The organism is Streptomyces sp. NPDC048002, assembly GCF_040653275.1.
Lineage (GTDB): Bacteria > Actinomycetota > Actinomycetes > Streptomycetales > Streptomycetaceae > Streptomyces.
In genome coordinates this window covers 1-21,990 of record NZ_JBEZNL010000026.1, presented here as the reverse complement: position 1 = coordinate 21,990, position 21,990 = coordinate 1, and the positions used below count along the sequence as shown (strand labels likewise).

Here is a 21,990-nt window from a genome sequence, read left to right as displayed (position 1 = left end):
TACTTTGTCATTGACACATTTCACCGAAGCTTGGGACGTCCATGAACATCGCAGCGCGCTGGGGCCGGTGGCTGGTGCCCCTCGTCCTGTTGCTCGTCTGGCTCGGCGTCGGCGGCACACTCGGCCCCTACGCGGGCAAGCTCGGCGAGGTCGCCACCAACGACCAGGCCGCCTTCCTGCCGCAGAGCGCGGAGTCCACGCAAGTGCTCAAGGCGCGGGAGGCGTTCGACCAGTCCGAGACCCTGCCCGCGATCGTCGTCTGGACGGCCGACGGGGAGCGCGTCAGCGAGGAGCAGCGGGCCGAGGCGACCCGCGCCGTCGCGGCGCTCGCCGGGGACCCGGGGCTCGTCGGCGAGCCCTCCCCCGCCCTGCTCTCCGAGGACGGCCTGGCGATGCAGGCCGTCGTCCAGCTGCGTCCGGACCTCGGCGAGGAACTGCCCACCGCGCTCGACGAGATCCGCACCGCGGCCGAGGGCGTGACCGGTACCGAGGCACAGCTCGCGGGACCGGCGGCGAGCCAGGCCGACCTCTCCGACGCGTTCGCGGGCATCGACGGCCTGCTGCTGGGCGTGGCGCTGGGCGCGGTCCTGCTCATCCTGCTGCTCGTCTACCGCAGCGTGCTGCTGCCCTTCCTGATCATCCTGGGTTCGGTCTTCGCGCTGGGCCTGGCCTGCGCGGTGGTCTACTGGCTGGCCGACCGGGACGTCGTCCGGGTGGACGGCCAGGTCCAGGGCATCCTGTCGATCCTGGTGATCGGCGCGGCCACCGACTACGCCCTGCTGCTCGCCGCGCGCTTCCGCGAGGAACTCGCCGCGAGCGGCGACCGGGCCGCGGCCGCCCTGGCCGCCGTACGCCGCTCCTTCGGCGCGATCACCGCGAGCGCCGCCACCGTGGCCCTCGGTCTGCTCGCGCTGCTCGCCAGCGACCTCACCAACAACCGCGCCCTGGGCCCGGTCGGCGCGATCGGCATCGCCTGCGCCGTCCTGTCCACGCTCACCTTCCTGCCCGCGGTGCTGGCGCTGCTGGGCCGTGCCGCCTACTGGCCGTCCCGGGCGAAGCCCGCCGAGGAGGGCGGCAGCGGGGTGTGGCGCCGGGTCGCCGCGCTGGTGGACCGCCGGCCGCGCCGGACCTGGATCGTGACCGCCCTGGTGCTCGCCGCCTTCGCGGCCTTCTCGCCCGCGCTGTCCTCCAAGGGCGTGCCGCTCGACGAGATCTTCGTCAACGACGCGCCGTCGGTCTCCGCTCAGCGGACCCTAGGCGAGCACTTCCCCGGCGGGTCCGGAAACCCGGCCGTCGTCATCGCCGACGCCGACCGCGCCGCCGAGGTGACCGAGGCGGCCGAGGACACGCCGGGGGTCGCCTCGGCGGCCGCGGTCTCCGCCTCCGGACAGCCGGGCGGCGCGGAGCCGCTGGTCGTGGACGGGCGGGTCCGTATCGACGCGACGCTGGAGGCCGCGGCGGACAGCGACGCCGCCAAGGAGACCGTGCAGCGGCTGCGTGACCGGGTGCACGCCGTGAGCGGGGCGGACGCCCTGGTCGGCGGTTACACGGCCCAGCAGTACGACACCCAGGAGACCGCCTCCCGGGACGTCACGGTCATCGTGCCGATCGTGCTGGCCATCATCCTGCTGATCCTGATGCTCCTGCTGCGGTCCGTCCTGGTCCCGGTGCTGCTGGTGGCGACCGTCGCGCTGAACTTCCTCGCCACGCTCGGCGTCTCGGCTCTGGTCTTCGAGCACCTGCTGGGCTTCAGCGGCACGGACGCCTCGGTACCGCTGTACGGCTTCGTGTTCCTGGTGGCGCTCGGCGTGGACTACAACATCTTCCTGATGTCCCGGGTGCGGGAGGAGGCCCTCGTGCTCGGCAACCGGCAGGGCGTGCTGCGCGGGCTGACCACCACCGGCGGGGTGATCACCTCGGCCGGTGTGGTCCTCGCCGCGACGTTCGCGGCACTGATGGTCATCCCGCTGGCCTTCCTGGTGCAGATCGCGTTCATCGTCGCCTTCGGGGTGCTCCTGGACACCCTGGTGGTCCGCTCCCTGCTGGTGCCCGCCCTGGTGATCGACGTCGGCCCGCGGGCGTGGTGGCCCAGCGCCCTCGCGCGCGAGAAGAAGGGCGCCGGTACCCCGAGCCGCACGAGCACGGAGTCGGCGGTCGGCGACCGGGTCTAGCCGGGGTCCGGCCCCCGCCGGAGTGCCGACGGCCCGGTCCGCGTCTAGCGTGGGCCGGGCCAGCGCATTCGTGGAGAGGAACTCCCATGCCGGTCACCCGCAGCCCCCTGCACTCCCGTACCGCCGTCGTGACCGGCGCGGCGCGCGGCCTCGGGGCCGGGCTCGCCCGGGAGCTGTCGAGGCGCGGCGCCAAGGTCGCCCTGCTCGGCCGCGAGGAGCGCACCCTCGCCGAGGTCCGGGACTCCCTGCCGGGCGAGTCCGCCTGCTGGGAGGCCGACGTCACCGACGAACGCGCCATGCTCCGCGCCGCCGCCGAGATCCGGGCCCGGTTCGGGCCGCCCTCGGTCGTCGTCGCCAACGCCGGGGTGGCCGAGGGCGGACCCTTCGCGGAGGCCGATCTCGCGGTGTGGCGCCGGGTCGTCGAGGTGAACCTCGTGGGCAGCGCCGTCACCGCGCGGACCTTCCTGGCCGACCTGCTCGACGCCCGCGGCTACTTCCTCCAGGTCGCCTCGCTCGCCTCGATCGGGGCCGCGCCGATGATGAGCGCCTACTGCGCCTCCAAGGCGGGCGTCGAGTCCTTCGCCCACGCGCTGCGCGCCGAGGTCGCCCACCGGCACGTGGGCGTGGGGATCGCCTACATCAACTGGACCGACACCGACATGGTCCGCGACGCCGACGAGTTCGCCGTACTGCGGGAACTGCGCGGCCACATGCCGCCACCGGCCCGCAAGGTCTACCCCGTGTCGTACGTGGCCGACCGTCTGGTCGGGGCCGTGGAGCGCCGCCGACCCGCCGTGTACGTGCCCGGCTGGCTGCGGGCCACCCAGCTGGTACGGGGCGCGATGCCGCCGGTCGTCACCCTGCTGTCGCGCCGCGAACTGCCGCGCCTCGCCGCGGCGGAGCCGTTCACCGCCACCGGACTGCTCGGCGCGGGAGGCCGGGCCGACCAGGCGGCCGACCCCGCGGCACCGACCCGGTGAACGGCCGCTACCCGGCGTGCCGCACATCCGCGGACGGCGTCGCGGCCGGACGGTCACGCGAGCCCGCCGACCCGCATCCACCGGCGGCCCCCGCTCGGAAGTAGACACGTCGGGACGGCGCCATCCGCCGCCCCGCCCCCGGACCGAAACCGATTCCGACCGACCGCGTGGAGGAGGCTCATGAGTACGGGTACGGACGGACAGCGCGCCGGCCGGCCGCTGCGATGCCTGGTGACAGGGGCGTCCGGATACATCGGCGGGCGCCTGGTACCGGAACTGCTGGAGGCCGGGCACCAGGTGCGCTGCCTGGCCCGCTCCCCCGGGAAACTGCGCGACCACCCCTGGGCGGGCGACGCCGAGACGGTCAAGGGCGACGTCACGGACGCGGAGTCGGTGGCGGCGGCCATGCGTGGGGTCGAGGTCGCGTACTACCTGGTCCACGCCCTGGGCAGCGGCACGGACTTCGAGGAGACCGACCGCCGCGCGGCCCGCGTCTTCGCCGAGCAGGCGCACGCCGCGGGTGTACGCCGGATCGTCTACCTCGGCGGGCTCACCCCCGAGGGCGTCCCCGAGGACTCCCTCTCACCGCATCTGCGCTCCCGGGCCGAGGTGGGGCGGATCTTCCTGGACTCGCCGGTGCCCGCCGCCGTCCTGCGGGCCGCCGTGGTCATCGGCTCGGGCTCGGCCTCGTTCGAGATGCTGCGCTACCTGACCGAACGGCTGCCCGTCATGGTCACCCCGAGCTGGGTGCACACCCGCACCCAGCCCATCGGCGTGCGGGACGTGCTGCGTTACCTCGTCGGCTGCGCCGACCTCCCGCCCGAGGTCGACCGCACGTTCGACATCGGCGGGCCGGACGTCCTCACCTACCGGGAGATGATGTGCCGTTACGCCGCCGTCGCCGGGCTGCGACGCCGGGTGATCGTGCCGGTCCCGGTGCTCACCCCCCGCCTGTCCAGCCACTGGGTCGGACTCGTCACGCCGGTGCCCGCCTCCCTCGCCCGGCCGCTGACGGAGTCGCTGCGGCACGAGGTGGTGTGCCGCGAGCACGACATCGCCCGGTACGTACCCGACCTGCCGGGCCGCCCGCTCCCCTTCGACGACGCCCTCGCCATGGCCCTGCGCCGGGTACGGGACGCGCAGGTCGCCACCCGCTGGTCCTCCGCCGCCGTCCCCGGCGCGCCCAGCGACCCGCTGCCCACCGACCCGGACTGGGCCGGCGGCAGCCTCTACGAGGACGAACGGCACCTGCCGGTCGAAGCGCCCCGCGCCGCGCTGTGGAAGGTGATCGAGGGCATCGGCGGGGACAACGGCTGGTACTCCTTCCCCCTCGCCTGGGCGGTGCGCGGCTGGCTGGACCGGTTCGTGGGCGGTGTCGGGCTGCGCCGGGGCCGGCGCGACGCCGAACGCCTGCGGGTCGGCGACTCGCTGGACTTCTGGCGGGTCGAGGAGATCGAACCCGGGCATCTGCTCCGTCTGCGGGCGGAGATGCGGCTGCCGGGCCTGGCCTGGCTGGAGATGTACGCGGAGGACGACGACCGGGGCGGCACCCGCTACCGCCAGCGCGCGCTGTTCCACCCGCGCGGTCTCCTCGGCCACGCCTACTGGTGGGCCGTCTCCCCCTTCCACGCGATCGTCTTCGGCGGCATGGCCCGCAACATCACCCAGGCCGCCGCCAAGGGCATGAGCCCGCGCGGGGGTTCGGCGGGCGACTCCCGCATCCGGCCGCCGCACGACATCCGAAGAGTGCGTCAATAGAAGGTTTCGCTACCGCATCGCCCCTTCAGGGAGTCCCCCATGACCGTCGCGGTCGTCCTGTTCACCTCCGACCTGCGCGTGCACGACCATCCGCCGCTGCGCGCGGCGCTGCGGTCGGCGGACGAAGTGGTGCCGCTGTTCGTCCGTGACACCGGGATCCACGCGACCGGGTTCGACGCGCCCAACCGGGCCGCCTTCCTCGCCGACTGCCTCAACGACCTCGACGGGGCGCTGCGCGACCGGGGCGGACGGCTCGTCGTGCGCTCGGGCCCGGTCGTACGCCAGGTGCGCGCCGTCGCCGCCGAGTGCGGCGCGACGGAGGTGCACATGGCCGCCGGGGTCACCGGATACGCCCACCGCCGGGAGGAGCGGCTGCGCGAGGGGCTGCGCCGGCAGGGCGTGGAACTGCGGGTCCACGACACGGTGACCACCGCCGTCGCCCCGGGCGCGGTCACCCCGGCCGGTTCCGACCACTACGCCGTCTTCACCCCGTACTTCCGGCGCTGGTCGCAGGAGCGGCTGCGGGACATCTGCCCGGCGCCGCGCACCGTGCGCGTCCCCGACTCGGTGGACTCCGAACCGGTGCCCGTCCGCGAGGAGTCGGACGGCATCTCGCCGGGACTCGCCACCGGCGGGGAGAGCGCGGGCCGCGAGCGGCTCTCCCGGTGGGCGCGCGGCCACCTGGCGGAGTACGAGGACCGGCACGACGACATGGCGGGCGACGCGACCTCACGGCTCTCGCCCCATCTGCACTTCGGCACGCTCTCACCGGTCGAGCTGGTCCACCGGGCCCGGCACGCCCACGCGGGCCCGGGCGGGGAGGCGTTCGTACGGCAGTTGTGCTGGCGGGACTTCCACCACCAGGTACTGGCCGCCCGGCCGGACGCGTCCGCGGCCGACTACCGCTCCCGGCAGGACCGTTGGCGGTCCGAGGAGGACGCGGCCGAGGACATCGCCGCGTGGCGGGAGGGACGGACCGGCTATCCGGTCGTCGACGCGGCCATGCGGCAGTTGCTGCACGAGGGCTGGATGCACAACCGGGCCCGCCTGCTGGCTGCGAGCTTCCTCAGCAAGACGCTCTACGTCGACTGGCGGATCGGCGCCCGGCACTTCCTGGACCTGCTGGTGGACGGTGACGTCGTCAACAACCAGCTCAACTGGCAGTGGGTCGCGGGCACCGGCACCGACACCCGGCCCAACCGGGTCCTCAACCCGGTCGTCCAGGGCAAACGGTTCGACCCGCAGGGCGCGTACGTGCGGCGCTGGGTGCCGGAGCTGGGCGAGGTGAAGGGCGGCGCCGTACACGAACCGTGGCGGCTGCCCGAGGACGAGCGGGCCGACTACCCCAAGCGCCTGATCGACCTCGGCGACGGCCTGGAGCGGTTCAAGCGGGCGCGCGGCCGGAGCTGACGGGACTGACGGAGCTGACGGAGGACCACGCCATGCACTGGCTCTTCGGCGACCAGTTGGGGCCGCACTTCCTGCGGCCCTCAGACGACGGCGGACCCTCCCGCGACACGCCGCTGCTGATGATCGAGGCGCGCTCGGTGTTCCGGCGCCGCCGCTTCCACCGCGCCAAGGCGCATCTCGTGCTCTCCGCCATGCGGCACCGGGCGGCGGAACTCGGGGACCGCGTCACCTACGTGCGCGCCGACACCTACCGCGAGGGTCTGGCCCGTGGAGCGGGCAAGGACGCGCTGACGGTCCATCACCCCACGTCGTACGCCGCGCTGCGGCTGGTGCGCTCCCTGCCCCGGGTGACCGTCGGAGCCGCGCGCGGATTCCTGGTGCCCGTCGGTGACTTCGCCGCGTGGGCGGACGGGCGGGGCGGGCAGCGGCTGCGCCAGGAGGACTTCTACCGCTGGGTGCGGCGCGGACACGACCTGCTCATGGACGGCGACGAACCGGCCGGCGGCCGCTGGAACCTCGACCACGACAACCGGCGGCCCCCGCCCCGCGACTCGCCCGTCCTGCCCGTCCCGCGCCCCTACCGGCCGCAGGAGGACGAGATCGACGAGGAGGTACGCCACGACCTCGACCGCTGGGAGAAGGACGGCGACGTCTCCTTCACCGGCCGGGACGGACCTCGCCTCTTCCCGGCGACACGGACCGAGGCGAGGGCCGCGCTCAAGCGCTTCGTGGAGCACCGGCTGAGCACGTTCGGCCCCTACGAGGACGCGGTGCTCGCCGCCGATCCCGTCATGAGCCACAGCCTGCTCTCCGCCGCGCTCAATCTCGGCCTGCTCGACCCCTCCGAGTGCGTCGAACGGGCGGAGTCCGAGTGGCGCGCCGGACGGGCGCCGCTGAACAGCGTGGAGGGCTTCGTCCGGCAGATCGCCGGCTGGCGCGAGTACGTGTGGCATCTGTACTGGTACTTCGGCGAGGAGTACCGGCACAGCAACGCACTGGGCCACACCGCTCCGCTGCCCGCGTGGTGGGACGAACTCGACGCGGACGACGTCCGGGCCCGCTGTCTGAGCACCGTCCTGGCCCAGGTCCGGGACACCGGCTGGACCCACCACATCCCGCGGCTGCTGGTCCTGGGCAGCTACGCCCTCCAGCGCGGCTGGGACCCGGCCGCCGTCACGGACTGGTTCCACCGCAACTTCGTCGACGGCTACGACTGGGTGATGGTGCCCAACGTCATCGGCATGTCCCAGTACGCCGACGGCGGCCGGATGACGACGAAGCCGTACACCACCGGCGGCGCCTACCTCAACCGCATGAGCGACCTGTGCGGTCCGTGTCCGCACCGGCCCGGCGACCGGACCGGTGAGCGTGCCTGCCCTTACACGATGGGGTACTGGACCTTCGTCGACCGGCACCGAGGCCGTCTCGCGCGCAACCACCGCACGGTCCAGGCGGTGCGGCAGCTCGACCGGCTCGGCGATCTGGCGGAGGTCCGCCGACAGGAGCGAAGGCTCGGGGACGGGCCGCCATGAGACGGCGGGCTCGGGGACGGGCCGCCATGAGACGGCGGGCTCAGCGCGCCCGCCGCTCGGCGACGGGCGTTCCGTCCGGCGCGGTCAGCACCAGTTCCGCGTCGTCGGCCAGCGCGTCCACGACCGCCCCCATGACCCGCAGCGGATCGCCTCCCGGTGGCAGCGGCGGTGGCGATCCGGCGACGGCGCGCCGCGCGAACCCGGTGTTCAGGTGGCCGGGCCGGATCTCCAGGACCCTGATCCCGGCCCCGCGCGCCTCCCGCCGCACCGCGTGCAGCCAGGCGCCGAGCGCCGCCTTGGAGGCGCTGTAGTCGGCCATCCCCGGCTGGGGCCGCTCGGCCACCACACCGGTGACGGCGGCGATCACCGACCCCGGGGGCAGCACGCCCAGCGCGGCGCGGAAGAACGCGGCGGGCGCGAGGAAGTTGACCGCCATCAGGTGCTCGGCCACCTCGTCGCCGGTTTCGTCCGCCGCGCCGAAGGCGACGGTCCCGAACACGGTGACGACGGCGTCGAGGCCCCCGAGTTCGGCCGCGGCACGGTGCACCGTGCGCGCGCAGGACTCCGGGTCGTACGCGTCGAAGACCGCCGTGGGAACGCCGGGACGCTGCCGGGCCGCCTCGGCCAGCCGGTCCGGGCCGCGGCCGACGAGGGCCGGGCGCGCTCCGCGCCGGATCAGTTCGTCGGTCAGGGCCGTGCCCAGTTCGCCGGTGGCTCCGGCCACCAGCACGCGCGCGCCGTCGATGTCCACGCCCCGCTCCGTCGCTCTCGCCTCCGCCACCGGCGGTCACCGGCGCCGTGTCCGCCCCGCACTGGTCCTTCGGCGGACCGCGCGCTCACGGATGCACCAGTGCCTCCACCGCGGCGACGGCCTCGGCGAGGCCGGTCGGGCGGCGCAGTCCGGCCACGGTCTGGCCCGCCCAGCCGGGGCCGAGCGCCATCACCACCGGTTTCCGGCGGGCACCGCGCACGCCCCACTCCATGGCCGCGACGTGCTGGGCCAGCGGCCGGCTCGCCGTGGTGCGGGACTGGGCCCACAGGCCCACCGCGGCCGGGCCGGTCCTGCGCACCGCGGCCACCAGGGACTCTACGGGCACGGCGCCGCCGAACATCCGCACCGGGATGCCGCGTTGGGCGAGGGCGGCGGAGAGGACCTCCAGCGGGAGGGTGTGGTTCTCCCCCGGTACACAGGCGAGCAGCGTCACCGCCCCCGGGCGGTCGGCGACCGTGGGAGGCGCCACCCGCCGCAGCACCCCGGAGATGTGCCAGGACAGGAAGTGCTCGACCTCGACGTACCGCTCGCCGGACCGCTCCCACTTGCGGCCGACCGCCTGGAGCGTGGGCACGACGACCTCGGTCCAGGCGTCGATGAGCCCGTGTTCCTCGATCGCGGCCGCGAGCAGTTCGTCCAGCGCCACCGCGTCGAGGCGCAGGGCGGCGCGGGCGACTCCCTTGGCCTCCTGGCGCGAGTCCCCGAGTTGCAGACCACCTCCGATGTCCCGGACGGGCCGCGGCGGAGCCGTTTCGCGGCGGGTCCGGGCGGGGTCGGGCCGCTCTCCGATCAGGGCCAGCCGCGCGGCCTCGGCCGGGGCCAGTCCGGTCGCGGTCAGGGCGCACATGCGCTCCAGCCGGGCGACGTCGGCCGCCGTCCAGCGGCGGTGCTTGCCGCCGGTGTGCGCGTCGGGTCCGAGCCGGTAGCGGCGGTCCCAGGAGCGGACGGTGGTCGGCGCCACGCCGAGCCGTCTGGCGACCTCGCCCGTCGTGAGCCTGACCTGCGTGTCCGTGTCCTGGTCATCGACCCGGTACGTGTCCATGTCGCCCAGTGTACGGCGGTGAAGCGATGCACAACCGACGCATGTTGTCTGCGTCGTTTCAGCTTCCAAGACTGGACCCCAGACGTCGCCGGACGGCCTTCCGTCCCCGCCGCACTTCGATGGCAGGAGGAACCGGCCATGAACACGCACACCACTACGACCGCACCGGTGCGACCGCAGGTGAACGCCCCGCTGTCGGAGACCCTCTACGAGGACGAACTGGCCCGGGGCCTGCGCGCGGCCGACGAGGAGGCCTTCGCGGCGATCTACCGGCGCTGGGGTGCGCTCGTCCACACGATGGCCACCCGCTCGCTGGGAGACACCCACGAGGCGGAGGACGTCACCCAGCAGGTGTTCATCGGCGCCTGGCGCGGCCGGGCCGGTTTCCACCCCGAGCGGGGTCCGCTCGGGGCCTGGCTGGTCGGCATCACCCGCCGCAAGATCGTTGACGCGCTCGCCGCCCGGACGCGGCGCCTGAACCTGGTCGACGCCGCCGCCCACCGGGCCGACGGCCCGCGGCCCGAGGTCTCCGCGCCCGACGACGTCCTCGACCGGATCGTCCTGCTCGACGAACTCGCCCGGCTGCCGCGCCAGCAGCGTGAGGTGCTGGGCCTGGCCTTCTACGAGGACCTGACCCAGACCCAGATCGCGGAGCGGACCGGCATGCCGCTGGGCACCGTCAAGAGCCACGCCCGCCGCGGCCTGCACCGGCTGCGTCTCGCGCTGGAGCAGTCCCGCGTCGACACCGCGGCCGCCTGACCCGGGCCGGCTCATCGGTCGGCTCGTCGGTCCGCGCATCGGTCGGCTCAACCGTCGGCGCCTCGGTCGCGCATCCGTCGGCGCCGTCGCGCGGGAAGAACGAATGACCCCCGCGTCCGGCGGGCGGTCTCCTCGAAGGGATGATCACCATGATCCCCCGGCCCACCCTGACCCTCGCGGCCACGGCCGGCGCCTGCGCGCTGGCGCTCGGCACGGCCGCGCCCGCACTGGCGGTCCCCGCCGCCGAGGACGACGAGGCCATGGTCTCCGTCTTCCACGGCGTGCCCGGCCTGACCGTGGACGTCTACGCCAACGGCGACGAGCTGCTCACCGACTTCAAGCCGGGCTCGGTCACCGAACCGCAGGCCCTCGACGCGGGGACCTACGACATCCAGGTCTTCAAGGCCGGCGAGGGCCCCGACGGCACCCCCGCCGTCGAGAAGCGGATCGAGGTACCCGCGGGCGCCAACGCGACCGTGGCGGCCCACCTCTCCGCCGACGGCACACCCGAGCTGACCGCGTTCGTCAACGACGTGGCGAAGGTCGACGCCGGGAAGTCCCGGCTGACCGTGCGCCATGTGGCGGCCGCGCCCGCCGTGGACGTCCGGGCGGACGGACAGGCGGTGTTCAAGGATCTGGAGAACCCCAAGGAGGACACCACCGAGGTCGCCGCCGGCACCGTTTCCGCCGACGTCGTGCTCGCCGGCACCGACACCGTGGCGATCGGACCGGCCGATCTGAACCTCAAGGACGGCACCAGCAACGTCGTCTACGCCTGGGGCAGCGCCGAGGACGACAACCTGGCCCTGAAGACGCAGACGTTCAGCGGCACGGACGCCTCCCCGAAGGCGCTCCACGCGGGTGGCGGTCCAGCCGCCCTGGGCACCAACTCACCCGTCGAGTGGCTCGCCTGGGCCGGCACGGCCGGTGCGGTGACGCTGACGTTCCTGGTGGCGCGCCGACTGTCGGACCGCCGTGCCTGACACGCCAACGCGCGGCGAGGGTCCGACCCTCGCGGCCGCCGCTGCCGTGGGAGTGACCGTGGCCCTGGCCGCGACGGCGGTGGCCCTGCTCGCGGCACCTCCGTCGTCCGGGCGGGCCGCGCGGCCCGCCGGCGCCCCGGACCGGGGTGCCGCCGCGGCACCGTCGGCGCCTCCTCCCGTACGGATCCTGGTCGACGCGGTCGGCCTGGACGCCCGGGTCTCCCCGGTGGGCGTCACCGGGGAAGGAGCCCTCGCCGTGCCCGACGACTCCGGGACGGCCGGGTGGTACCGCTTCGGCCCGGCCCCGGGCAGCCCGTCGGGCTCGGCCGTGCTGGTCGGGCACGCGGCCACCGCGACCGGCGCCCCGGGCGGGTTCGCGGCCCTGTCCGACGTACGGCCCGGCGATCGCGTCGAGGTTCGGCGCGCGGGAGCGGACCCCGTCGTCCACCGGGTCGTCTCGCGTACCACCGTGCCCGAGGCGCGGCTCTCGCCTGCCGTGTTCAGCCCGACCGGCGCCCCCGTCCTCACCCTTGCCGCCTGCGGCCCTCCCCTGGTCCCCGACCGGGGCGGCTGCCTGTCGAAGCTCCTCGTCACGGCGCGGCCGGTCGAGCGCTGAGGAGCCGCCCGTACTGGGGAGCGAGGCACGCGGGGCCCGGAGAGGGGACCTGCCTGACAGGAGATCGGAGGGGACGGTGACCCACGTCGAGCACGCGCGGCTCGCGGAGCTGGCGCTGGGCGGTGAGGCATCGGCCGAGCACGACGCCGCCCTGCGGCACATCGCGCGGTGCGTGGCGTGCCGGCAGGAACTCGCCCGGATCACGCGGGTGGTGACGACCGCCTCCGCCGTGTCGGTGTCGGACCTGCCGACCGTGCCCCCCGACCGGATCTGGGAACGCATCCGGCAGGAACTGTCCGATGCCGAGGAGGCGTCCCACCGACCGGCGGGCGAAGTGGGCCCGCCCGGCCCCGACTGACGGGGGCCGCGAGCTGACAGGGAGGGGCACGGGATGAGACGGCTGTGGGGGCTCGGCACGGTGGTGGCCGCGGGAGCGGCGGTCCTGCTGCTGGCGGGATGCAGTCCGCCCACGGACTACAGCGAGATCGTCACGTTCACCGACGAGCACGGCCGGGTCTGCACGGCCGCTGTGGTCGTCGACCAGGAGCAGAGCGAGGGCGACGACTACGAGATCTCCAGCATCGACTGCGACTACCCGCCCGAGGGCAGAACGCCAGGGGCGACCGCCTACTCCCCCCTGCCCGACCGCGACGACAACTGACGGGCACGCCAACGTCCGTGTGCTGAGACGGCCGCCCCCTGCATCGCCAGGCTTGAGCAACGCACAAGGCCCGCCCCCGAGTCGGGGGCGGGCCTTGTTCTTGAGCGCCGGGCAGGCCTTGCACCTGCATTTCCCCGCAGGAAGCGGGGCGTCTTTCCTTGGACCACCAACGCATGGTCGAGGCTCGTCGTTTCCGGCGAGCGGCTCAAGATCCACTGTACAGCATCGGACGGGCCGCGCGCACAACTAGCCCTGATCGACGGCCGGTCGTCGTGCGTACACCTCGATCTCGATCTTCATACGGGGGTCGGCCAGACCGCAGACGAGCATCGTGGCGGCCGGGCGGACGTCGCCGAAGCGGCGTCGCAGGACCGGCCAGCACGGCTCGAAGTCCGCGCGTTCGGGCAGGAGATAGCGGACCCGGACCACGTCGGCGAAGGTGCACCCCGCCTCGGTCAGCGCGGCCCCGATGTTGCGCAGGCACTGCTCGGCCTGTTCCGCCACGTCGTCGGAGATGGTCATCGTGGTGTAGTCGAACCCGGTGGTCCCGGACACGTGCACCCAGTCGCCGTCCACCACCGCACGGGCGTAGCCGATCTGCTCCTCGAAGGGGGAACCGCTGAGGATCGCGCGTCGCTCTGTCATGCGCCGAACGCTAGGTGAGCAGCGGAGATACGTCCAACTAGGGCCGGGGCGTGCCGTCCCAGCGCCATGTCGTGAGGCGGCCGTGCCCGGCGAGTTCGGCGCGTCCGGTGGCCCACAGGAGGGTGGGCCAGGGGTCCGTGGAAGCGGGCGCTTCGGGGAACAGCCGGGCGAGCACCCGTGAGCAGAGACCGGCGGGCGGGCTCCAGGTCAGTCCGAGTCCCTCCGCCAGGTCGTGCGTGTGCACCAGCGTCTCCACGATCCCCATCGCGGCGAAGCCCTCGGGGTCGGAGGCGCCGAAGACATGGTGCGCGCTGGTCCGCGGCGGCGTCGTGCGCACCATGGCGACCAGCAGCGCGCCGCACGCCTCCAGGACCTGGAGCAGTCCGGCCGCGCCCGCCTGGCGGTCGGCGTGGACGGCGTTGGCCGGTCCTCCGGGCCGCCTGCTCTCCCAGACGAAGGGCACCTCGCCGTCCAAGGGGGGCGTTCCGGGGCCCAGTTGGGCGGCGTAGGCGAACAGGTCGTCGCTGAGGTGCTCGACGGTCTCCCAGCAGTCCCACTCCAGCGAACCGGCCTTGGCCTCCCAGGCGTCCGGCGGCGCCTCACGAAGCGCGGCGACGGCGAGCCGTACGGCGAGGTCGACGTCGTCCGCGGTGACGGGGGACCGGGTGGGCGCGGTTTCGGCTGAAGGAACCATGGCAGGACGGTATCCGTCGGGGTGGGCGGGCGCGCGACCCCTTTTCGATCACCGCCCACAATCCGTTGTCGCCGACCGAGGCACGTACGGCATGCTCGCGACCATGGAGTCCTTCGTCCGCCCGTACTGCCCGGGAGCGTGCCGGTGACGGCCGAGTTGCGAACCGACCGGCTGTTGCTGCGTCGGTGGCGCGCGTCCGATCTGGCGCCGTGGGCCGCGCTCAACGCCGACCCCGAGGTCCGCCGGTACTTCCCGGAGCTGCTCACCCGTGAGCGGAGCGACGCCTCGGCCGCCCGCTCCGAGGCCGACCTGGAGCGACGGGGGTGGGGGTGGTGGGCGCTGGAGGTGCGGGACAGCGGCGAGTTCATCGGCTTCGCCGGGCTGGATCCCGTGGACGAGGGCATGCCGTTCACGGGCGTGGAGGCCGGCTGGCGGCTGGCCCGGTCGGCGTGGGGGCACGGGTACGCCAGTGAGGCGGGCCGAGCCGTGGTCTCCTTCGGGCTCGGCCACCTCGGCCTGACCGAGGTCCTCGCGGTGACCGCGGCCGCCAACCTCCGTTCGCGGGCCGTCATGCGGCGTATCGGGATGACCCGCGATCCCGCCGACGACTTCGACGATCCGGAGGTGCCCGAGGGGCCGTTGCGGCCGAGCGTGCTGTACCGGATCCGGGCGGCCGTGGCACCGGGGCCCCGGTGCGCCGTTCCCGGGGCCTGACGAGGAACGAGCGGGCCTCTCCGTCACTCAGCGCGGGCGGCGGGGCGCGGGCTGCCCTGGAAGACCTGGGCCGTGTGCCAGTCCCGGTGGCTGTCCGCGACGGGGCGGGTGCCGGGCTGCGGGCCCAGCAGGGGGCGGCCGGCGAGTGCCGTGACCTGCTCCCGGGCTGCCGCGCTGTGGCCGACGAAGCGCTGCGACACCAGGATGCGCCGGCCGTCGCCGACACCCAGGACGCCCTTGTCGAACAGCTTGTGGTGCAGGGAGCACAGGCACAGTCCGTTGTCGACCTCGTCGGGTCCGCCGAACGCCCACCAGCGCACGTGCGCGGCCTCAAGTCCGACCGGGACCGCCCCGAAGCGGCCGTCGTAGCCGCAGAAGGCGCACCGGTACTCGTAGGCCGTCAGCACCGACTCGCGCATGCGGCGGTCGCGTTGTCGTCGCGCGGCCGACGACGGGGGTGCGGTGGCGAGGGGCTCCGGGTCGGGATCGAGACCCACCGCTTCGCACAACTCGCCGTGCAGCGAGGGCGGGAAGTGCTGGTCGAGCAGAACGCGTGCCATCCGGCCGAGCAGGCCGGGGTCACGGTCGAGGGCCGCTCTCAGGTCGGGGGCGAGGCGCCCGGCGGCACCGGAGTCCCGCAACTCGCGCAGACCGGTGCCGGGGCTGCCGGGCCCCCGGTCCGTGCGCACCTCCCACACCCCGTCGCTGACCAGATGGTGGAACGGGTAGGCGGGACTCGTCCGATGAGGCGGCCCGTACTCGGTGAGCAGGCGTTGGAGGTCCGCCTCCACCGCGCTGTACCGCAGATCGCCCGCGGCGTCCTCCTGGTAGCGGCCGAGCGCGTACAGGAGCAGCAGCGGTTTGTGCGGGGCCCGGGTGCCGTTCCTCGCCCACTGCCTGAGCTTCCGGGTGCGTTCGAGCCAGTCCATGGGCGGTGATCGTAGCGCTCCGCCCGGCGCCTTCCGACTCCGGTGAGCCGGCTGCCGCCGCGCCCTCGCCGTGCGCGCCACGGCCGGACTTCTTACGCTCGTGGGGTGCCCCATACCTTCGAGGAACTGATCGAGAAGCAGCGCGCCGCGGACCTGGCGCACCGCCGGGTCGAGGAGCTGCGTGCCCAGTACGGCCCCCCGGCCGAGGTCGGCGGCTGGTCGCAGACGCAGACGCAGACGTACGACACGGCCTGGCGGGCCTGGCGCGACCTGGCCCGGGAGGCGCATACCTCCGTCGCGGAGTACGCCAAGGAGCAGGGAGCGGCGCGCGGCGACGTGGAGGCCCGGGTCGCGGACGTCGTACGGAATCCGGAGTGACGGGACGGGGCCGCGCGTACGGCTACTCCTCGCGGCCCCCGAACTGCCAGTCGTGGACCTCGATCGCGGCATAGCGGTCCTCCGTGAGCACGGCCCGCGCCGTTTCGGGGTCGGGGGCGCGCAGCAGTGCCGCGGTGCCGAGCCAGGCGGCCCCGTCGTCGGACAACAGGGGCCCGTACGCGATGAGTTCGGTGTGCTCGGCCGGCGGGGTCAGGTCGGCGGCGGGACCCTCGCCGAGACCGATGACCAGGTAGCGGTTGCCGCCGGTCCTGCCACCGGGGAACTCCCACATGGTGCGTCCGAGCAGGTTGCGCCACCGCCGCAGCAGCACGTCCCGGTAGACGCCCGCCCGGTGGTTGGGCTCGTCGAAGGCGAACGCGCGGGCCGCGGCGGGATCGGGCAGGTCGAGGATGTGCACGCTGCCGCTCGCGGTCTCGCCGTCGTCGGCGAAGGTCGGACCGCGGGCGATCATCCGCTCCGCGTACCGGTCCATGTAGGACCAGTGGACCTCCAGGAGTGCCTCGCGCAGGCTCATGGAGCCGGGCCGGTCGCGGTGGTAGCAGAAGTACTCCATGCCCGCAGAGCCTGCTGCACGACGGACGGCAGCTCAACCGACTTTCACGGTACGGGTTTCCCCGGCCGCTGAACGGCATCGGATCCGTATCCGTACTCCCCGCCGACAGTGAGCAGTACGACAGGGTGGAGTGGCATGCCCGAGCAGCGACGGAGGAGATCCGCCGGCCACGAGGTGTCGACGCGGCACGCGGTGGCCGTCGGGCTCCTGGCTCTCGTACCGCTCGTCGCCGGTTGCGGGGGCGACGGCGCGGACGACCGGGCCGACGCCCCGAAGGCGTCGAAGGTGTCCGCCGCACCGGCCGCCGGAGTCGTCGCCCCCGCGAAGGTCGAGGTGATCGCCGGCCTGACCGGCTGCGAGGCCGAGATCCGCATCGACGCCGACGAGTTGCGGCAGGGGGTGTGCCGTACCGAAGAGGCCGACTTCCTGATCACCACGTTCCCCGAGGAGCGCCTCAAGGAGACCTGGCTGGACTCGGCGAGTGTCTACGGGGGGACGTATCTGGTCGGCACGCGTTGGGTGGTCGGTGCAGAGCGGGAGCAACTGGGGCCGCTGCGGGAGAAGTTGGGCGGGACGGTCCGGGAGCTGCGGGGCATCGGCCCCGCTCCGACGGCGCGTTGACCGGCCGCGCCTCACCCGGCGCCCGGTGTGTAGTCACTGATGACGTACAGCGCCTCGTCGTCGATCGCGTTCTCCATCCAGTCCAGGGTGATGCGCTCGGGGTGGCCGTCGGCCGCGTGGGCGACCTCCGCCTGGTCCGCGTTCTCCTCCCTGGCCCGCTCCACTTCGTCCAGCAGGTCGCCGATCGTGGGGACCTGGTCGGGCGAGCGGTCGACCAGGCGGCGCGCGCTGTCGTCCAGGCCCTCCGCCTCGGCCACCACGCCGTCGCGGACCGTCACCCGGAACGTGCCGATCAGCGAGCGTTCGCCCCCGCTCGACTCCAGGGTGTAGGTGTAGGCGGCGGGCTCCTGCCACGCCCTGTCGATCGTCGCCGACGGGGCGTCGCCGTCGTCGTCGCACCCCGCCGTCGTCATCAGAAGCGCACTGGCGAGGAGGGCGGCGGCACGGGCGCGCGGGGGTACGGCAGTCATCGTGGGAGTCCCTTCGACACGGTCACCGCTTCGACGCCGGTCGGCGCCGGAACGTTCGGTCCGAAGGGGAGGCCCTGGCCGATCGGGCGACCTGGAGGCCGTCCGGCCCGGCGGAGCGGGAGCGGCGGGCGGGCCGGTGCTTCACTGGCCGCATGCCTTTCGAACGCTACGGCGTGCTCTCCGGAACCCTCTACCGTCACTTCCGGGACCGGCCGGACAGCCAGGGCCGCTGGTTCCACGTCAACCTGGAGGTCGACGCCCCCGCCGGGCGCTACCACTGCGCGATCGACGTCGACAGCCACAAGTCGAATGTGGGCGTGCAGTGGAAGACGCTCGCCCTGGACGCGGTCGATCTCGGGCCGGTCCCGGCCCTGGTCCAGGGCTACCACGACCTGGTGTCCGGGCCGGACTCCGGAGCGCTGGACTACCTGCGGCATCCGGCCCTGGTCGACCGCTCCGGGGTCCTGTTCCAGCGCCGCCCACCGGCCTGGCTGACCGACCTCCTGGACCTGTTCGGGTCGCGGCCCTGGCAGGCGGGGTCCAATGTCGACGCGGCCGCCGCGCTGGAGGCGATCCTGGTGGACGGGCAGCATGTGCTCGTCTTCGGGGAGCCCTTCGACGAGGATCCCGAGGGCGACCTCGGGATGCACAACGTGCACCAGAACCAGGGTGACCCGGCCGGCTCCCAGTGGTGGGAGGAGAACGGCACCTGGCAGGACGGGGCGACGCTGACGCTCCGTCCCGACGGCCGGTACAACGTGTTCCTCAACAAGTTCTCCAGCCAGGCAGGACAAACGGACGGCGCGGGCCACCCGGTCGGCTGAGCGCGCGCTCGCTTCGTACGGGCGCGCGCCCAACCCTGCCCGCTCAGCGCTCGCCGGGCAGTTCCCCGGAGAACGCGGCGGCCATCCGCAGCCAGGGGGCCGCCTCGTCACGGCGGCCCTGGCGCTCCAGGGTGCGGCCGAGCATCAGGTGGGCGTAGTGCTCCACCGGGTCCCGGTCGATGATCAGGCGCAGCTGCTCCTCGGCACGGCGCAGTTGCGCGGAGTGGTAGTAGGCGCGCGCCAGCAGCAGCCGGGGGCCGGTCTGCTCCGGGGCCTCCTCGACGACGTCGGCGAGGAGGCGGGCGGCGCCGATGTAGTCCTTGGCGTCGAAGAGGAGCCCGGCCCGCTCCCAGCGCTCCAGGGCGGTCTCCTCGTGCGCCACCCCGGCACCGTTGTCGAACAGGTGCAGCGCGCTGGCCCAGCGGTCGGGCGCCACTCCGTCGTGCGCCGGGTACTCGTTGGCGAAGTGGCCGTCGAAGCCGTTCGTCGTCATTCCTCACCCCTCGGCGTCGGATCCTGAGTCCTTGGAGGTTGAATCATCAACCGTACGCGCCAACGCGGCCTTGATCCGCTCTATTCCGGGGCGGTGCCGGTCAGCGCGGCGGAGGGTTGCGGCGCGGCCGGATGACGGCGTTCGGCAGGGCGGGGGCCGGGATGCGCTCGTCGGCGAAGCCGTCGACCTCGCCGAAGCGGTCGGAGGCCGCCTCCCATTCCGCGCGGGCCCGCGCGATGTCGTCGTGGCCGCGGCCGACGAAGTTCCACCACATGACGATCTCCTCCCGGAACGGGACCCCGCCCAGCAGAACCGTCCGGGCCGGGGCGTCCGACTCGTTCGCCAGGGTGAGCACGGCCGACCCGGGCCCGACGTAGCCCAGCTCGGCCGGGCGCAGCGTGGTGCCGGACAGGCCTACGTCGCCGCTGTCCACGAGGAGCCCGTGCTCGAAGTCCGGGTCGACGGGGAGGGTGAGGGAGGCGCGCGGCGCGAGGACGATCTCGGCGCCGAGCAGCGGGGTGAAGGTCCGCACCGGCGAGGTGACCGAGGCGAGGGAGCCGAGGAAGACCCGGATCTCGGCGCCGTCGGTCCGGAGCGGTTCGGGCACGTGGTGCTGGAAGTCGCGTGCGGTGGCGCGGTGCTCCTCGGGCAGGGCGACCCACAGCTGGACGCCGTGCAGGACGGTGGTGTCCGGGGTCGAGACCTCGGAGTGGGCGATGCCGTGCCCGCCCGTCATGAGGTTCATCTCGCCGGGCCGTACGAAGGCGTGGGTGCCCAGGCTGTCGCGGTGCTCGATCTCACCGCTGAAGAGCCAGCTCACCGTCTGGAGCCCGGTGTGCGGATGCGGCGGCACCCGCATGCCCCGCGTCTGGGCCCGACGATCCGCTCCTCGGCCCGCTGTCCTTCCGTGCGCCGCCGCGCGTGACGGTGGAGCCGTACTGGCCGCCCCACCAGCCACAAGGGCCGCCCGCAGCCACCTGATCCCGACATGTGAGATCAGTTCGTCCATCATATGAAAGGGCCCTTGGGGTCGGCGTCACCTTCTGCCACGATCCCTAGCAACCAGGTAGGAAAACTAGGAATCGGTGGGGGTGGCCATGAGATCGATCGTCCGCGGGCAGCGGTCCCCGCTCCTTCTGACGTCCCGTCGCCACATCGACTTCCGTCGCACGTCGAGCGCCATCTGTCGCCCCGTCTGAGGCACTTCGCCCGCCTGCCGGTCCCTTCTTCGCATCACGCAGCGGCACCCCGCACCTCCCCACGGCCATGTCCGGAGGCGCGGGCGCCCGCTCGCGCACTCACGATCCACCGAACCCTGAGAGGACACCTCCGTGTCTGCCGCAAGACCGCTCAAGACCCTGCGCGCCCTCGCCGCCATAGCGGCCCTCCCGCTCCTGCTCACCGCTTGCGGCTACGGTTCCGACTCCAACGACGACGACCAGCCGGCCAAGGTCGCCGCGGACGCCGAGAAGCTCTCCACCGACGAGGTCCGGATCGGCTACTTCCCGAACCTCACGCACGCCACGGCCCTGGTGGGCGTGCAGGAGGGCCTCCTGCAGAAGGAGCTCGGCGGCACCACGATCAAGTCCTCCACGTTCAACGCCGGTCCCTCCGAGATCGAGGCACTCAACTCCGGTTCCATCGACATCGGCTGGATCGGCCCCTCCCCCTCCATCAACGGCTACACCAAGGCCAACGGCGAGAACCTGAGGATCATCTCCGGCTCCGCCTCGGGCGGCGTGAAGCTGGTGGTGAACCCGGAGAAGATCAAGTCCCTGAAGGACGTCAAGGGCAAGAAGATCGCCACTCCCCAGCTGGGCAACACCCAGGACGTGGCCTTCCTCAACTGGGCGGCGGAGCAGGGCTGGAAGGTCGACGCCGAGAGCGGCAAGGGCGACGTCTCCGTGATCCGCACCGACAACAAGATCACCCCGGACGCCTACAAGGCCGGTTCGATCGACGGCGCCTGGGTGCCGGAGCCGACCGCCTCCAAGCTGGTCGCCGAGGGCGCGAAGGTGCTGCTGGACGAGCGTGACCTGTGGCCCGACAAGAAGTTCGTGATCACGAACATCATCGTGTCCCAGTCGTTCCTCAAGGAGCACCCGGACGTCGTCGAGGCCGTGCTGCGCGGCTCGGTGAAGACCAACGAGTGGATCAACGCCAACCCGGACGAGGCCAGGGCGTCCGCCAACAAGGCCCTGGAGAAGCTGTCCGGCAAGGCGCTGCCCGCCGAGGTCATCGCCCCGGCCTGGGAGTCGATCACCTTCCTCGACGACCCGCTGGCCGCGACCCTCGACACCGAGGCGGCGCACGCGGTGAAGGCCGGTCTGCTGGAGGAGCCCGACCTGAACGGCATCTACGACCTCGCCCCGCTGAACAAGGTCCTCAAGGCCGAGGGCAAGGACGAGGTCGACGACGCCGGTCTCGGCGCCAAGTAGCAAACCGTTGAGTTCCCAGGAGGTGACGACCATGGCCACCACGATCGCCAAGGCTGCCGAGGACGGGACGGCGACGACGTTCGCCGCGCGTATCGAGCACGTCTCGAAGTCCTTCGCCGGCCCCGCCGGACAGCAGCTCGTCCTCGACGACATCTCCCTCGACGTCGCCCCCGGCGAGTTCGTCACCCTCCTGGGAGCCTCCGGCTGCGGAAAGTCCACACTGCTCAACCTGGTCGCCGGTCTGGACCAGCCCAGCGCGGGCACCATCAGCACCGACGGACGCCCGGCGCTGATGTTCCAGGAGCACGCGCTGTTCCCGTGGCTGACCGCGGGCAAGAACATCGAACTCGCCCTCAAACTCAGGGGCGTTCCCAAGACCGAGCGGCGCCCGGAAGCCGAACGCCTGCTGGAACTGGTCCGGTTGAAGGGCTCGTACGGCAAGCGGGTGCACGAGCTGTCGGGCGGGATGCGCCAGCGGGTCGCCCTGGCCCGCGCGCTGGCCCAGGACAGCCGGCTGCTGCTGATG

Annotated in this window: 25 protein-coding genes and 1 pseudogene; 17 read left to right on the top strand and 9 right to left on the bottom strand. The window is 73.4% G+C overall.

Annotated features, from left to right (window positions below; translation table 11 throughout):
* The first annotated feature begins 41 nt into the window (after positions 1-41).
* The 5 genes from AB0E07_RS27125 to AB0E07_RS27105 all read left to right on the top strand — a co-directional run bounded on the left by AB0E07_RS27125 (position 42) and on the right by AB0E07_RS27105 (position 7,851).
* Positions 42-2,171 carry an MMPL family transporter gene (locus AB0E07_RS27125; RefSeq protein ID WP_362257430.1) on the top strand — a complete coding sequence of 710 codons (2,130 nt, stop codon included), beginning with the start codon at positions 42-44 and terminating at the stop codon, positions 2,169-2,171.
* 86 nt (positions 2,172-2,257) lie between these two features.
* Positions 2,258-3,151: an SDR family oxidoreductase gene (locus AB0E07_RS27120; RefSeq protein ID WP_362257427.1), complete on the top strand. Its 894-nt coding sequence runs from the start codon at positions 2,258-2,260 to the stop codon at positions 3,149-3,151.
* Between the two features lie 180 nt (positions 3,152-3,331).
* The gene (locus tag AB0E07_RS27115) at positions 3,332-4,909 is read left to right on the top strand and encodes an SDR family oxidoreductase (RefSeq protein WP_362257425.1); all 1,578 of its coding nucleotides are present in this window, start codon (positions 3,332-3,334) and stop codon (positions 4,907-4,909) included.
* 39 nt (positions 4,910-4,948) lie between these two features.
* Positions 4,949-6,319, top strand: coding sequence for a deoxyribodipyrimidine photo-lyase (locus AB0E07_RS27110; RefSeq protein WP_362257422.1), 1,371 nt, complete (start codon positions 4,949-4,951; stop codon positions 6,317-6,319).
* A 32-nt stretch (positions 6,320-6,351) separates the two neighbouring features.
* Positions 6,352-7,851: a cryptochrome/photolyase family protein gene (locus AB0E07_RS27105; protein WP_362257419.1), complete on the top strand. Its 1,500-nt coding sequence runs from the start codon at positions 6,352-6,354 to the stop codon at positions 7,849-7,851.
* A 40-nt stretch (positions 7,852-7,891) separates the two neighbouring features.
* Here the strand turns inward: AB0E07_RS27105 and AB0E07_RS27100 are convergent, their stop codons facing one another.
* On the bottom strand, positions 7,892-8,602 hold the full coding sequence (locus AB0E07_RS27100) for an SDR family oxidoreductase (RefSeq protein ID WP_362257416.1): 711 nt from the start codon (positions 8,600-8,602) through the stop codon (positions 7,892-7,894).
* An 85-nt stretch (positions 8,603-8,687) separates the two neighbouring features.
* The gene (locus tag AB0E07_RS27095) at positions 8,688-9,665 is read right to left on the bottom strand and encodes a MerR family transcriptional regulator (protein ID WP_362257413.1); all 978 of its coding nucleotides are present in this window, start codon (positions 9,663-9,665) and stop codon (positions 8,688-8,690) included.
* Between the two features lie 138 nt (positions 9,666-9,803).
* Between AB0E07_RS27095 and AB0E07_RS27090 the strand changes: the two genes are divergently transcribed.
* The 5 genes from AB0E07_RS27090 to AB0E07_RS27070 all read left to right on the top strand — a co-directional run bounded on the left by AB0E07_RS27090 (position 9,804) and on the right by AB0E07_RS27070 (position 12,684).
* Positions 9,804-10,424 carry a sigma-70 family RNA polymerase sigma factor gene (locus AB0E07_RS27090; RefSeq protein ID WP_362257410.1) on the top strand — a complete coding sequence of 207 codons (621 nt, stop codon included), beginning with the start codon at positions 9,804-9,806 and terminating at the stop codon, positions 10,422-10,424.
* A 149-nt stretch (positions 10,425-10,573) separates the two neighbouring features.
* Positions 10,574-11,407: a DUF4397 domain-containing protein gene (locus AB0E07_RS27085; protein ID WP_362257660.1), complete on the top strand. Its 834-nt coding sequence runs from the start codon at positions 10,574-10,576 to the stop codon at positions 11,405-11,407.
* Positions 11,400-12,023 (top strand): class F sortase, encoded by a 624-nt coding sequence (locus AB0E07_RS27080; protein WP_362257407.1) that lies wholly within the window; start codon positions 11,400-11,402, stop codon positions 12,021-12,023. Before AB0E07_RS27085 ends, AB0E07_RS27080 begins: the two co-directional genes overlap by 8 nt.
* Positions 12,024-12,099: 76 nt before the next feature.
* Positions 12,100-12,381 carry a hypothetical protein gene (locus AB0E07_RS27075; RefSeq protein ID WP_362257404.1) on the top strand — a complete coding sequence of 94 codons (282 nt, stop codon included), beginning with the start codon at positions 12,100-12,102 and terminating at the stop codon, positions 12,379-12,381.
* A 33-nt stretch (positions 12,382-12,414) separates the two neighbouring features.
* Positions 12,415-12,684, top strand: a complete 270-nt coding sequence (locus AB0E07_RS27070; protein ID WP_362257402.1) for a hypothetical protein — start codon at positions 12,415-12,417, stop codon at positions 12,682-12,684.
* Between the two features lie 246 nt (positions 12,685-12,930).
* Here AB0E07_RS27070 and AB0E07_RS27065 read toward each other — a convergent pair whose 3' ends face one another.
* Positions 12,931-13,329, bottom strand: coding sequence for a RidA family protein (locus tag AB0E07_RS27065; RefSeq protein ID WP_362257399.1), 399 nt, complete (start codon positions 13,327-13,329; stop codon positions 12,931-12,933).
* A gap of 37 nt (positions 13,330-13,366) precedes the next feature.
* Positions 13,367-14,023: a hypothetical protein gene (locus AB0E07_RS27060; RefSeq protein WP_362257396.1), complete on the bottom strand. Its 657-nt coding sequence runs from the start codon at positions 14,021-14,023 to the stop codon at positions 13,367-13,369.
* A 144-nt stretch (positions 14,024-14,167) separates the two neighbouring features.
* Here AB0E07_RS27060 and AB0E07_RS27055 point away from each other — a divergent pair, with 144 nt between their 5' ends.
* Positions 14,168-14,737, top strand: coding sequence for a GNAT family N-acetyltransferase (locus AB0E07_RS27055; RefSeq protein WP_362257393.1), 570 nt, complete (start codon positions 14,168-14,170; stop codon positions 14,735-14,737).
* Between the two features lie 23 nt (positions 14,738-14,760).
* Here AB0E07_RS27055 and AB0E07_RS27050 read toward each other — a convergent pair whose 3' ends face one another.
* Positions 14,761-15,666 (bottom strand): phosphorothioated DNA-binding restriction endonuclease, encoded by a 906-nt coding sequence (locus AB0E07_RS27050; RefSeq protein WP_362257390.1) that lies wholly within the window; start codon positions 15,664-15,666, stop codon positions 14,761-14,763.
* A gap of 105 nt (positions 15,667-15,771) precedes the next feature.
* Here AB0E07_RS27050 and AB0E07_RS27045 point away from each other — a divergent pair, with 105 nt between their 5' ends.
* Positions 15,772-16,044 carry a hypothetical protein gene (locus tag AB0E07_RS27045; RefSeq protein ID WP_362257387.1) on the top strand — a complete coding sequence of 91 codons (273 nt, stop codon included), beginning with the start codon at positions 15,772-15,774 and terminating at the stop codon, positions 16,042-16,044.
* A gap of 22 nt (positions 16,045-16,066) precedes the next feature.
* Here the strand turns inward: AB0E07_RS27045 and AB0E07_RS27040 are convergent, their stop codons facing one another.
* Positions 16,067-16,618, bottom strand: coding sequence for a YciI family protein (locus tag AB0E07_RS27040; RefSeq protein WP_362257384.1), 552 nt, complete (start codon positions 16,616-16,618; stop codon positions 16,067-16,069).
* Positions 16,619-16,753: 135 nt separating this feature from the next.
* Between AB0E07_RS27040 and AB0E07_RS27035 the strand changes: the two genes are divergently transcribed.
* Entirely contained in the window at positions 16,754-17,239 is a 486-nt protein-coding gene (locus AB0E07_RS27035; RefSeq protein WP_362257381.1) for a hypothetical protein, read from the top strand.
* 11 nt (positions 17,240-17,250) lie between these two features.
* Here the strand turns inward: AB0E07_RS27035 and AB0E07_RS27030 are convergent, their stop codons facing one another.
* Positions 17,251-17,709: a DUF6174 domain-containing protein gene (locus tag AB0E07_RS27030; RefSeq protein WP_362257378.1), complete on the bottom strand. Its 459-nt coding sequence runs from the start codon at positions 17,707-17,709 to the stop codon at positions 17,251-17,253.
* A gap of 152 nt (positions 17,710-17,861) precedes the next feature.
* On the opposite strand from AB0E07_RS27030, the gene AB0E07_RS27025 reads away from it, so the two are divergent.
* Positions 17,862-18,533 carry a DUF2278 family protein gene (locus AB0E07_RS27025; protein WP_362257375.1) on the top strand — a complete coding sequence of 224 codons (672 nt, stop codon included), beginning with the start codon at positions 17,862-17,864 and terminating at the stop codon, positions 18,531-18,533.
* Positions 18,534-18,576: 43 nt separating this feature from the next.
* Here the strand turns inward: AB0E07_RS27025 and AB0E07_RS27020 are convergent, their stop codons facing one another.
* Entirely contained in the window at positions 18,577-19,026 is a 450-nt protein-coding gene (locus AB0E07_RS27020) for a tetratricopeptide repeat protein (RefSeq protein WP_362257373.1), read from the bottom strand.
* 100 nt (positions 19,027-19,126) lie between these two features.
* A pseudogene (locus AB0E07_RS27015) lies at positions 19,127-19,900 on the bottom strand (pirin family protein); the annotation flags it as partial.
* Positions 19,901-20,123: 223 nt separating this feature from the next.
* Here AB0E07_RS27015 and AB0E07_RS27010 point away from each other — a divergent pair.
* From AB0E07_RS27010 to AB0E07_RS27000, 3 genes are all read left to right on the top strand, one after another.
* The gene (locus tag AB0E07_RS27010) at positions 20,124-20,225 is read left to right on the top strand and encodes a putative leader peptide (protein WP_362257370.1); all 102 of its coding nucleotides are present in this window, start codon (positions 20,124-20,126) and stop codon (positions 20,223-20,225) included.
* Positions 20,226-20,357: 132 nt separating this feature from the next.
* Positions 20,358-21,464 carry an aliphatic sulfonate ABC transporter substrate-binding protein gene (locus AB0E07_RS27005; RefSeq protein WP_362257367.1) on the top strand — a complete coding sequence of 369 codons (1,107 nt, stop codon included), beginning with the start codon at positions 20,358-20,360 and terminating at the stop codon, positions 21,462-21,464.
* Between the two features lie 31 nt (positions 21,465-21,495).
* Positions 21,496-21,990 (top strand): ATP-binding cassette domain-containing protein (locus AB0E07_RS27000; RefSeq protein WP_362257364.1); only part of this gene is annotated, 495 nt, incomplete at its 3' end.